The organism is Rhizobacter sp. P5_C2 (assembly GCF_054049715.1).
Map to the genome: position 1 here is coordinate 36,648 of NZ_JBFULV010000052.1, position 11,356 is coordinate 48,003.

12 protein-coding genes and 1 pseudogene are annotated in these 11,356 nt (G+C 69.5%); 11 read left to right on the forward strand and 2 right to left on the reverse strand.

Going from position 1 to position 11,356, the window contains the following annotated elements:
- Nucleotides 1-36 precede the first annotated feature (36 nt).
- Nucleotides 37-774: a helix-turn-helix domain-containing protein gene (locus ACXJLU_RS19475; RefSeq protein WP_457333767.1), complete on the reverse strand. Its 738-nt coding sequence runs from the start codon at nt 772-774 to the stop codon at nt 37-39.
- A gap of 132 nt (nt 775-906) precedes the next feature.
- Here ACXJLU_RS19475 and ACXJLU_RS19480 point away from each other — a divergent pair, with 132 nt between their 5' ends.
- The 5 genes from ACXJLU_RS19480 (at nt 907) to ACXJLU_RS19500 (ending at nt 5,096) form a co-directional block, all read left to right on the forward strand.
- A complete protein-coding gene (locus ACXJLU_RS19480) occupies nt 907-1,356 on the forward strand; it encodes a YiaA/YiaB family inner membrane protein (RefSeq protein ID WP_073465907.1) in 450 nt (149 codons plus the stop codon).
- 28 nt (nt 1,357-1,384) lie between these two features.
- Nucleotides 1,385-1,804: a hypothetical protein gene (locus ACXJLU_RS19485; protein ID WP_457333769.1), complete on the forward strand. Its 420-nt coding sequence runs from the start codon at nt 1,385-1,387 to the stop codon at nt 1,802-1,804.
- On the forward strand, nt 1,801-2,580 hold the full coding sequence (locus tag ACXJLU_RS19490) for a DUF2145 domain-containing protein (protein WP_457333771.1): 780 nt from the start codon (nt 1,801-1,803) through the stop codon (nt 2,578-2,580). The genes ACXJLU_RS19485 and ACXJLU_RS19490 overlap by 4 nt, the downstream gene beginning before the upstream one ends.
- A 52-nt stretch (nt 2,581-2,632) precedes the next feature.
- The gene (locus tag ACXJLU_RS19495; protein WP_457333773.1) at nt 2,633-4,522 is read left to right on the forward strand and encodes an MFS transporter; all 1,890 of its coding nucleotides are present in this window, start codon (nt 2,633-2,635) and stop codon (nt 4,520-4,522) included.
- A 64-nt stretch (nt 4,523-4,586) separates the two neighbouring features.
- Complete coding sequence (locus tag ACXJLU_RS19500) at nt 4,587-5,096, forward strand: pyridoxamine 5'-phosphate oxidase family protein (protein ID WP_457333775.1); 510 nt, start codon at nt 4,587-4,589, stop codon at nt 5,094-5,096.
- Nucleotides 5,097-5,115: 19 nt separating this feature from the next.
- On the opposite strand, the gene ACXJLU_RS19505 is transcribed toward ACXJLU_RS19500, so the two are convergent.
- Nucleotides 5,116-5,850: a FadR/GntR family transcriptional regulator gene (locus ACXJLU_RS19505; protein ID WP_457333777.1), complete on the reverse strand. Its 735-nt coding sequence runs from the start codon at nt 5,848-5,850 to the stop codon at nt 5,116-5,118.
- 112 nt (nt 5,851-5,962) lie between these two features.
- Between ACXJLU_RS19505 and ACXJLU_RS19510 the strand changes: the two genes are divergently transcribed.
- The 6 genes and pseudogenes from ACXJLU_RS19510 to ACXJLU_RS19535 all read left to right on the forward strand — a co-directional run.
- Entirely contained in the window at nt 5,963-6,304 is a 342-nt protein-coding gene (locus tag ACXJLU_RS19510) for a UxaA family hydrolase (RefSeq protein ID WP_457333779.1), read from the forward strand.
- Nucleotides 6,297-7,538 carry a UxaA family hydrolase gene (locus ACXJLU_RS19515; protein WP_457333781.1) on the forward strand — a complete coding sequence of 414 codons (1,242 nt, stop codon included), beginning with the start codon at nt 6,297-6,299 and terminating at the stop codon, nt 7,536-7,538. Before ACXJLU_RS19510 ends, ACXJLU_RS19515 begins: the two co-directional genes overlap by 8 nt.
- Nucleotides 7,535-8,590 carry an aldo/keto reductase gene (locus tag ACXJLU_RS19520; RefSeq protein WP_457333783.1) on the forward strand — a complete coding sequence of 352 codons (1,056 nt, stop codon included), beginning with the start codon at nt 7,535-7,537 and terminating at the stop codon, nt 8,588-8,590. Before ACXJLU_RS19515 ends, ACXJLU_RS19520 begins: the two co-directional genes overlap by 4 nt.
- Nucleotides 8,587-9,435, forward strand: a complete 849-nt coding sequence (locus ACXJLU_RS19525) for an amidohydrolase family protein (protein WP_457333785.1) — start codon at nt 8,587-8,589, stop codon at nt 9,433-9,435. The genes ACXJLU_RS19520 and ACXJLU_RS19525 overlap by 4 nt, the downstream gene beginning before the upstream one ends.
- 23 nt (nt 9,436-9,458) lie before the next feature.
- The gene (locus tag ACXJLU_RS19530) at nt 9,459-10,934 is read left to right on the forward strand and encodes an ABC transporter substrate-binding protein (protein WP_457333787.1); all 1,476 of its coding nucleotides are present in this window, start codon (nt 9,459-9,461) and stop codon (nt 10,932-10,934) included.
- Nucleotides 10,931-11,356: pseudogene (locus ACXJLU_RS19535) on the forward strand (hypothetical protein); the annotation flags it as partial. The gene ACXJLU_RS19530 and the pseudogene ACXJLU_RS19535, both read left to right, overlap by 4 nt.

Here is an 11,356-nt window from a genome sequence, read left to right on the forward strand (position 1 = left end):
AACTGCAACGAAGGGGACCCGCTGGGTCCCCTTTTTTCATGCGTCTCTCTTGAGATCGCGAAAGGCCGCAAACAGCCACGAGCGCATGCCGACCACCAGCGTGTAGGCGCGCCGCTGGTCGGCCGGCAGCTTCTGGTCGGCCAGGTGCTGCTGCGCGAAATCCTGCCCGACGCGCTGCAGCCGCTCGACGAAGCTCGACGCCAGGCTGGTGCCGATCTGGCCGTGCACCAGCATCAGCATCTCGCCCTCGCCGTCGAAGCCGCTGTTGAAGTAGTCGTCGGCGACGTGCTCGCGGAAGAACGCCATCACCGGGCCGTTCGGCCGCCAGCGGAAGGTCTTGGCCACCTGCAGCCGGTAGCGGTTCATCGGCCGCAGCTCGATGATGCCCAGCCGGTCGAGCTGCAACAGGTAACGCACGCAATCGGCCTCGTTGAAGGTGTAGGTGCCGATCATCTGCTCGAAGGTCCACTGGCTCATGCAGCAGATCGCCAGCAGCAGCAGGCGGCGGTCGGCCACCACCGCCTTCTCCTGCTCGAGCGTCAGCTCGCTGCGCAGCGGCTGCGCATCGGCGATCTGGCGCGCCAGTTCGGCGAAGTCCATCTTCAGCACGCGCAGCACGTCGTCGATGCGCGACAGCGCCATGTCGCCCTTCGCGAAGATGCGCTTGATGCTGGATTCCGACATCGACAGTTCGTCGGCAAGGCGGGCGTAGGTGATGTCGGCGCGCTTCAGCTCGGCCTTCAGCGCCTGGACCAGGTCCTGGGTGGTGCTCATCGCAATCCTCAAAAAGTACCGCCAAACGATACCCGAGAGCCATGCCACCGCAACCCCTCCTGGGAGGGATTGAACTTCGGTCCGGGACAGATGAACATCCGCTCCGTCTTCAACCACCCCATCGAGAGCTCCATGCAACCCACCCTGATCCGCAAAGACACCACGGCCTGGAAGGCCCAGGTCTGGATCTCGTTCGGCACCGCCGCCACGCTGTGCGCGACCGGCCTCGCCTACCTGCCCGGCGAGGACATCCAGCGGGCCTTCATGGTGATGGGCTACGTGTTCTGCCTCTCGACCGCCTTCGCGCTGGCCAAGTACATCCGCGACAACGAGATGCGAAAGAACGACACGCCGATGTGGGGCTTCGTGGTGTGGGGCGGCTTCGCGCTGGCGATGACGCTGACCGGCTGGGGCCTGTGGCGCATGGAGATCAACCCGACCTGGAAGGCCTACCTGGGCGTGTGCTGGCTGTTCCTGATCTCGAGCGTGTTCACGCTGGCCAAGACGCTGCGCGACGCCCACGAGGCGGCACTGGCCGAAGCCCGCCGCGACGGCATGCGCTCGATGCGCGAAGCCGAGTGAACCCCTGAACCCTTCACCGGAGACGACCATGAAGCGATTTGCCTTGCATTGCCTGCTGTCGGCCGCCCTGCTGGCCGCCGGCGCCCCGGCGGTGCACGCCCACCCGCCGAACGCCTCGGACGCCAGCGCGCTGTCGCTGCTGCCGATCGCGATCTCGGTCAGCGCGCCGGCGATGATCCTGTCGGCCGGCGCGATCTTGAGCGTCGTCGCGGTCGAGGCCTCGGCCGACGGCGCGGTCTGGGTGCTCGAACGGGCGTCCGACGGCGCGCGCGCCAGCCTGCGCCTGTCGGGGCAGCTGGCCGGCGCGATGTCGGTGGCGGCCGGCACCACGGTGATGGTGGCCGCGATCAGCACCGGCTGGGTGCTGTCGGCCGCCGGCCAGGCGATCGCCTTCATCCCGAACGAGATCGGCAAGGCGCTGCTCTACAACGAGCGGGTCACGCTGTGAACGCCCGCGCGGCGCTGGCGATCGCGTTGCTCGCCGCGGCGCCGCTCGCCCAGGCCGGCCGTTCGTGCGAGCGCAAGCTGCCCGAGGCCCGCAACGTCGAGCGCGCGATGACGCTGGCCGAGCACACCGCACAGCGCCTGGACGCGAGCGGCGCGCAGGTGGTGCTGGTGGCGCGCGTCGGCCAGAACCTGAGCGAGTACGGCCAGCGCTACTCGCACTTCGGCATCGCCTACCGCGACGCGCCGGGCGCGCCCTGGCGTGTCGCGCACAAGCTGAACCAGTGCGGCACCGCGAAGGCCGCGGTGTACCGCCAGGGCCTCGGCGAGTTCTTCCTCGACGACCTGTACGACTATGAGGCCGGCGTGGTGGTGCCGAGCCCCGAGATCCAGGCCCGGCTGCTGCCGGCGCTGCGCGACAACCGGCGCCTGGCCCAGCTGCACACGCCGGCCTACAGCATGGTCGCCTACCCGTGGGCGCAGACCTACCAGCAGTCGAACCAGTGGGCGATCGAGACGCTCGCGGCGGCGCAGGAGCCGTCGATCACGACCCGTCCGCAGGCCCAGGCCTGGCTGCGCGAGCACGGCTACGTGCCGGACACGCTGCACCTGTCGGCCTTCCAGCGGCTGGGCGCGCGCATGACGGCCGCCAATGTCGCGTTCGACGACCACCCGAATTCGAAGCGATTCGCCGATCGCATCGAAACCGTCACGGTCGACTCGGTCTTTCGCTGGATGGGACGCAGCGGGCTGGGTGGTTCCATCACCGTTGTGCGGTAGATTGCCCGGCGGCGCCCCGCACGACAACAACAGACAGCAACCAGGAGACACCGTGGACCCCCACGCGCACCCCAACCAGTTCGCACTGCTCGGCCAGCGCCGCTTCGCGCCGTTCTTCTGGACGCAGTTCCTCGGCGCCGGCAACGACAACCTGTTCAAGTTCGCGTTCACCGTGCTGGTGACCTACAAGGTGCAGGTGTCGTGGCTGTCGCCGCAGCTCGCCGGGTTGGTGATCGGCGCGCTCTTCATCCTGCCTTTCCTGCTGTTCTCGGCCACCAGCGGCCAGCTGACCGACAAGTACGACAAGACGCGCGTGATCCAGCTCGTCAAGTCGCTCGAGATCGCGATCATGCTGCTGGCCGCCTGGGGCTTCTGGGTCACCAACGTGCCGGTGCTGCTGGCCTGCGTGTTCCTGATGGGGCTGCACTCCACGCTGTTCGGCCCGGTGAAGTTCGCCTACCTGCCGCAGCACCTGGGCGAGCGCGAGCTGACCGGCGGCAACGGCATGGTCGAGATGGGCACCTTCGTCGCGATCCTGCTCGGCCAGGTGGCCGGCGGGCTGCTGGTGGGCATCCCCGAAGTCGGGCGCCACTACGTCGCGATCGGCTGCATCGCGGTCGCGCTGCTCGGCCGGCTGACCTCGCAGTACGTGCCGCCGTCGCCATCGACCGACCCGGGGCTCAAGATCAACTGGAACCCGGTCACCGAGACCTGGCGCAACCTGAAGCTCGCGAACCAGAACGTCGCGGTGTTCCGCTCGCTGCTGGGCATCTCGTGGATGTGGTTCTTCGGTGCGGTCTTCCTGTCGCTGTTCCCGGCCTTCGCGAAGGAGGTGCTGCACGGCGACGAGCAGGTCGCCTCGCTGCTGCTGGTGGTGTTCTCGATCGGCATCGGCACCGGCTCGCTGCTGTGCGAGGTGGTGTCGCGCCGGCATGTCGAGATCGGCCTGGTGCCGCTGGGCGCGATCGGCATGAGCATCTTCGCGATCGACCTGTTCTTCGCGTCGCGCGGGCTGCCCGATTCGGCGCAGCTGTCGCTCGCGGGCTTCGTGTCGGTCGGCGCGCACTGGCGCGTGATGGCCGACCTGGCGCTGCTGAGCCTGTTCGCCGGCCTGTACAGCGTGCCGATGTACGCGATGATCCAGCTGCGCTCGCAGCCCAGCCACCGCGCCCGCATCATCGCGGCCAACAACATCCTGAACGCGCTGTTCATGATCGTCAGCGCGGTGCTGGTCGGCGCGCTGCTGAAGGCGGGGCTGTCGATCCCGCAGGTGTTCCTGATCGTCGGCGTGCTGAACGCGATCGTCGCGTTCTACATCTTCCTGGTGGTGCCGGAGTACCTGCTGCGCTTCATCGCGCTGATCGCCACCCGCTGCATCTACCGCTTCAAGGTGCGCGGCGACGAGCACATCCCGCTGAAGGGCGCGGCCATCCTGGTGTGCAACCACGTCAGCTTCGTCGACGCGGTGCTGCTGATGGCGGCGAGCCCGCGGCCGATCGCCTTCATCATGGACCACCGCATCTTCAAGCTGCCGGTGCTGGGCTGGATGTTCAAGCTGGCGAAGGCGATCCCGATCGCGCCGCAGCGCGACGATCCGAAAGTCTACGAGCAGGCCTTCGAACGCGCCCGCGCGGTGTTGGCCGACGGCGAGCTGGTGTGCATCTTCCCCGAGGGCGCGATCACCAAGGACGGCCAACTCGGCGAGTTCAAGGGTGGCGTGATGAAGCTGCTCGAGACGCACCCGGTGCCGGTGATCCCGCTCGCGCTGCAGAACCTGTGGGGCTCGTTCTTCTCGCGGGTGGAGCAGGGCGGCGCGATGGTCAAGCCGTTCCGGCGCGGCATGTTCTCGCGCGTCGGCATGGTGGCCGGCGTGCCGCTGGCGCCGGGCGAGGTGACGCCGGACGGGCTGCGCAAGCGGGTCGGCGAACTGCTGGCCAGCTGACCCAGGCACACCGATTGCCCCGAGGTCTTGCATCCAATCGCTCGACCCATACCTACAAGCAGTCATGAACCTTCCGAACCTGCCCTTCCTCAGCCGCCGCAACGACGGGGACTTCCCGTCGGTGTGGCCCGCGCTGCAGCGTGCCCACCATTGCATGGTGACGACCCGCCTGGCCAGCGGCGACCCGCATGCCGCCCGGGTGCGGATCTCGATGACCTCGGGCGACGGCCCGCCGCATGTGTGGCTGATGGTCCCGCGCGACAGCCGGGTCGCCCGCGACATCGACCTCGACCCGAACCTGACGCTGTCGTTCGTCGAGCCACGCTCGCAGCAGCTCGTGCATCTGACAGGCGAGGTCGCGCTGGTCGAGGCGCACCACGACCCGGTGTACCTGCACCCGAGCGTGCGCCATGCGCCGGACCTGAACATCGTCGAAGGCGAACAGGATTTCGTGATGCTGCGGGTCGACCTCCCGAGCGACCAGCGCCCGCGCACGCAGATGGACGGCGCGCACCCGGCCGACTTCAGCGTGTCGCGGCCGCGGCAGTGGTCCGAGACGATGCCGTCGGCCTGACACCTCTCGGGCCGCGCCTTCAGCGGCCCGCGACGATCGCGCGCGAGAAGGTCTTGCGCACCGTCGTCAGGTGCCGGCGCATCGCCTGCCGGGCGGCCGCCGGGTCGTGGGCCGCGATGGCCTCCAGCACGCGCCGGTGGTCGTCGACCGCGGCGACATGCAGGCCGGGCGTCGTGAACAGCGTTTCCATCCGCTCCTGCATCGGCGTGTAGCGCTGGTCCCACAGCGTCGTCACGATGAACAGCAGCGCCGCATTGCCGCTGGCGCGCGCGATGCCGATGTGGAAGGCGCGGTCGCCGTCGTGCAGCATCGGGTTGCGGGCATGGTCCTGCACCATCTGGTCCAGGCTGCGTTGCAAACCCTGCAGGTCCTGCGCGGTCGCGTGGCGCGCGGCCAGCGCGGCGGTCTCGGTCTCGACCACCAGCCGCGCCTCCAGCAGTTCGAGCGGGCCGACCGGCGGCTCGTCCTCTGACGTGGCCGCCGCGACGACGGATGCCGGGGCCTTCGGCGCCGACGCATCCAGCACCTGCACGCCGGCGCCGACGCGCACCGACACCCGCCCCTGCACCTCCAGCGCGATCAGCGCCTCGCGCACCGAGGCCCGGCTGACGCCAAGCTGGTCGGCCAGCTCGCGCTCCGGCGGCAGGTAGCTGCCGACGCCGAAACGGCCGCTGTCCATCGACTCGCGCAGCACGCCGGCAATGTGCTGGTACAGGCGCTTGGTCTCGATCGGCGGCAGTCGCTGGTGGCTCATCGGTCGATTTTCCCATCAGGGTCAACCCGGTTGCCGCGGATCGCTGGCGATCGCAACAATGGTCTATTGGTCTGACCTTTATACCTTTTCAGGCCGACCCCAGGAAGCCGGAATGAACCCTGCCAGCGACCCGCCCGCCACCGATCCCCGCCTGCTGCTGCTGAACCCGGCCGACAACTGCCTGGTGGCCTGCCGCGCGTTGCCGGCCGGCGAGACGCTGCTGATCGACGGCGAGCCGGTGACGCTGCCACGGCCGGTCGGGATGGCGCACAAGCTGGCGCGGCGTGCGCTGGCGGTCGGCGACAAGGTGCTGCGCTACGGCGCGGTGATCGGCAGCGTGCAGCGGCCGATCGCGCGCGGCGAGCACATCCACACCGACAACCTCGGCAGCGATTACCTGCCGACCTACACGCTGCAGGACGGCTCGAAATATGTCCTCTCCACCCATGACTGAGCCCCTGCCCGAACTGACCGGCTTCCCCCGCGCCGACGGCCGCAAGGGCATCCGCAACGTCGTCGCGGTGGCCTACCTCGTCGAGTGCGCGCACTTCGTCGCGCACGAGGTGACGCAGACCTTCCGCGGCGAGCCGGTGCACCTGGTCGGCTTCCCCGGCTGCTACCCGAACGCCTATGCCGACAAGATGATGCGCCGCCTGCTGACGCACCCGAACGTCGGTGCGGTGCTGCTGGTGTCGCTCGGCTGCGAAAGCTTCGACAAGCGCGGCCTGGAGGCCGAGGTCGCGGCCAGCGGCCGGCCGGTGCACACGCTGACGATCCAGGAGCGCGGCGGCACGCGCAAGACGCTGGCCGAGGGCGTCGAGTGGGTGCGCTGGGCGCTCGCCGAACTCGACGCGCAACCGCGCGTGCCGATGCGCTGGGATGAACTCATCGTCGCGACCGTCTGCGGTGGCAGCGACGGCACCAGCGGCATCACCGCGAACCCGGCGGTCGGCCGCGCGTTCGACACGCTGATCGCGCGCGGCGCCGCCTGCATCTTCGAGGAGACCGGCGAGCTGGTCGGCTGCGAGTTCCACATGCAGCGGCGTGCCGCGACGCCCGAGCTCGGCGACGAGATCGTGCGCTGCGTCGCGAAGGCGGCGCGCTACTACGAGACGCTCGGCCACGGCAGCTTCGCGCCCGGCAATGCCGACGGCGGCCTGACGACGCAGGAGGAGAAGTCGCTGGGCGCCTACGCGAAGAGCGGCGATTCGCCGATCAGCGGCCTGATCAAGCCCGGCGACATCCCGCCCACCGGCGGCCTGTACCTGCTCGACGTGGTGCCCGACGGCGAGGTGCGCTTCGGCTTTCCGAACATCTCCGACAACGCCGAGATCGTCGAGCTGATCGCCTGCGGCGCGCACCTGACGCTGTTCACGACCGGCCGCGGCTCGGTGGTCGGCTCGGCGATCTCGCCGGTGATCAAGGTGTGCGCCAACCCGGACACCTACGACCTGCTGGCCGACGACATGGACGTCAACGCCGGGCGCATCCTGCACGGCGCGGCCACGCTCGACGAGGTCGGCGCCGAGATCGTCGCACTGGTGCAGGACGTCGGCCACGGCCGCGAGACGGCCAGCGAATCGCTCGGCCACCGCGAGTTCATCCTCACCTACAAGGCCTTCGAGCCGATCGGGCCGAGCTGTCTGCCGATCCGCGCGATGCCTTCGATGCAACAGGCCACACCATGACGACCCTTCCGACCCGCATGCTCCCGCGCACCCGCCACGTGCTGACCACGCTCGGCATGGGCGGCGCGCCGCTCGGCAACATGTACGACGTGATCTCCGAGGCCGCGTCGCGCGCGGCTTTCGACGCCGCGTGGGCCGCCGGCATCCGCTTCTTCGACACCGCGCCGTTCTACGGCTACACGCTGTCGGAGCGGCGATTCGGCGAGGCGCTGCGCGAGCACCCGCGCGACCAGTGGGTGCTGAGCAGCAAGGTCGGCCGGCTGCTGAAGCCGCTGTCGCCGCATGCCCCGCCGCGCGCCTTGCCGGCCGGCGAGACCGCGTGGCAGGACCCGCTGCCGTTCGAGGTGCAGTACGACTACAGCGCCGGCGCGATCCGCCGCTCGGTCGAGGACAGCCTGCAGCGCCTGGGCACCAACCGCCTCGACCTCGCGCTGGTGCACGACATCGGCCGCGTGACGCACGGCGAGCGCCACGAGTTCCACTGGCGGCAGCTCACCAGCGGCGGCGGGCTGCGCGAGATGGAGACGCTGCGCCGCGAAGGCCTGATCGGCGCGATCGGGCTCGGCGTCAACGAATGGGAGATCGTGCGCGACACGATGGAGCACGTCGACCTCGACTGCACGCTGCTGGCCGGCCGCTACACGCTGCTGGAGCAGCAGTCGCTCGACCCCTTCCTCGCGCGCTGCGTGGAGCGCGGCGTCGGCATCATCGTCGGCGGGCCGTTCAACTCCGGCATCCTCGCGGCCGGGCTGCGCCGGCCGAGCAGCACGCTGAAGTTCAACTACGCGGCGGCGCCGGCCGAGGTGCTCGGGCGCGTCGCCCGCCTGCAGGCGGTGTGCGACGGCTTCGAGGTGCCGCTCGCGGCGGCGGCGCTGCAGTTTCCGCTCGGCCACCCGGCGGTGGTGTCGTGCGTGCCGGGGCCGCGCAATGCGGACGAGCTGAACGGCATCGTGCGCTGGATGACGCAGCCGATTCCGGCCGCGCTGTGGAGCGCGCTGCGCGAGCAGGGGCTGATCGATGCCGACGCGCCGGTGCCGGGAGCGGATCGGTGACGTACCGCATCGATGCGCACCAGCATTTCTGGTCGATCGAGCGCGACGACTATGGTTGGCTCACTCCTGAGTTGACGCCGCTGTACCGCGACTTCGGCCCCACCGACCTGCAGCCGCTGCTGGCCGCCCACGGCGTGCGCGGCACCGTGCTCGTGCAGGCCGCGCCGACACTCGCCGAAACGCAGTGGCTGCTGCACCTGGCCGCAACGCACGACCTGGTGCGCGGCGTCGTCGGCTGGGTCGACCTGACACGCGGCGACGCGGTACCGGCCATCGAGGCACTCGCCGCCAATCGGTTGCTGAAGGGCGTGCGCCCGATGCTGCAGGACCTGGCCGACCCGGCCTGGATCGCCACCGCGCCCATCGATGCCGCGGTGGGCGCACTCGTGCGCCACGGCCTGCGCTTCGACGCGCTGGTGAAGCCGCCTCATTTGCCGCACCTGCTGGCCTTTGCGCAGCGGCACCCTGCGCTGCCGATCGTGATCGACCATGCCGCGAAGCCCGACATCGCACGCGGTGCCTTCAGCGCCTGGCGGCGCGGGCTGCAGGCCCTGGCGCAGTTGCCGGGCATGCACTGCAAGCTGTCCGGACTGGCCACCGAAGCGGGCGCCGGCTGGAGCGCCGCGATGCTGCGCCCCTACATGGAGACCGTGCTGGAGCTGTTCGGCCCGCGCCGCGTGATCTGGGGCAGCGACTGGCCGGTGCTGACGCTGGCCGGCCGCTATGCCGACTGGATCGCGGCGACCGAGCAGGTGCTGGCGCCGCTGGATGCCGACGATCGCCACGCGGTGTGGGCCGGCAATGCCGAGCGCTTCTACCGCCTGGACGGAGTGACCCCGCTGTGAAACACAACAAGGATGGAGACACCATGAACCGCAGATCGATTCCTCTCTGGGCGACGCTCGCCTGCGCCGCTGCCATCGGCATGCCCGGCGCGCAGGCGCAGACCACCAAGCAGTACGCGGGCGTCACGCTGAACGTGATGACCTTCACCGGCCCGCAGATCGCCGAGCCGCTGCAGCGCCGCGGCAAGGAGTTCGAGGCCGCCACCGGCGCCAAGGTCAACGTGATCACGGTGCCGTACTCGGACCTGTACCAGAAGCTGCTGACCGACTGGTCGACCGGCACCAACTCGATCGATGCCGCGATCCTCGCGCCGCAGTGGATGCCCGACTACGTCGGCTTCCTCGAGGACCTGAGCCCGCGCGTGAAGGCCGACACCAAGCTGCGCGAGGACGACGTGGCGCCGTTCTTCCGCGAGTTCTCGCAGAAGTACGGCGGCAAGACCTACACGGTGACGCTGGACGGCGACTTCCACATCGCCTACTACCGCAGCGACGTGCTGGCCAAGCTCGGCAAGAAGCCGCCGCAGACCTGGGACGAGTACCTCGACATCGCGAAGGCCGCGCACGGCAAGGACTTCGGCGACGGCAAGCCGATCGTCGGCTCGTGCATCGCGAAGAAGCGCGGCGCGCAGTCGTTCTGGATGATCACCTCGGTGGCCGGCGCCTTCCTGCAGGCCAAGGGCACCAGCGAGGGCGCGTTCTTCGACCCGGCGACGATGAAGCCGCTGGTCAACAACGACGCCTTCGCGCGGGCGCTGGAGATCTACAAGGAGACCGGCAAGTACGGCCCGCCGAACGAGATCAACATGGACGTTGGCGACACCCGCACGCTGTTCGTCAGCGGCGGCTGCGCGCTGACCGTCGACTGGGGCGACATCGGCCCGCTGGCGGTCGACCCGAAGGCCTCGAAGGTGGTCGACAAGGTCGGCGCGCTGATGCTGCCCGGCACGAGCAAGGTGCTCGACCGCGCGAGCGGCAAGCTGGTGGCCTGCGACGCGACGCGCTGCCCGCACGCGGTGAACGGCGTGAACCGCGCGCCGTTCGCGGCCTTCGGCGGCTGGTCGGGTGCGATCAACGCGAAGGCCAAGCCGCAGGCCAAGGATGCGGCCTATGCGCTGTTCTCGTACATGTCGCAGCCGGAGCAATCGAACGTCGACGTGACGGTCGGCGCGACCGGCTTCAACCCGTACCGGCAGAGCCAGTTCAAGGACATGGGCCCGTGGAAGAAGGCCGGCATGTCGGACAAGGCAGCCAAGGACTACCTGACCGCGATCCAGGATTCGCTGAACTCGCCGAACATGGTGCTGGACCTGCGCATCCCGTTCAACCAGCGCTACCAGCAGGTCGCGCTGGACACCGCGATGGCGCGCTTCCTGGCCGGTGAGCTGGACGTGAAGGGCACGATGAAGAACATCGAGGACACGTGGAACGAGTTGAACGACGAGCTGGGCAAGGCCAAGCAGCAGGCGGCCTACAAGGCGAGCATCGGCGCCAAGTGACGAAGGCGCAGTTCAGCGACTGGCTGGACCGTCAGGCGGGGACGGTCTTCATCGGGCCGGCCGTCACCGTCATCCTGCTGTTCTCGATCTTCCCGCTGCTCGCCTCGGCCTGGCTCTCGCTGACCCGCTTCTCGCTGCAATCCGGCGGCTACGAGCTGAGCTTCGTCGGCGCGCTGAACTACCGCAAGCTGATCGCCGGCTCGCAGCAATTCCACCTGCTCGGCACGGCGGGCGAGATGTCGGCGGGTACATGGACGGGGCTCATCCTCGCCTTCGTGCTGCTCGCCTGGGCCGTGCTGCGCAGCCTGCGGCGGCGTGCCGGCTTTGCCGCTGCGGCGCAGCCGGCTCCGCATGGCGCGGCGGCGGTGCTGGCGCTGGCCTGCGCGCTGGTGGCGGTGATGCTGGCGCCGCTGGGCCCGTTC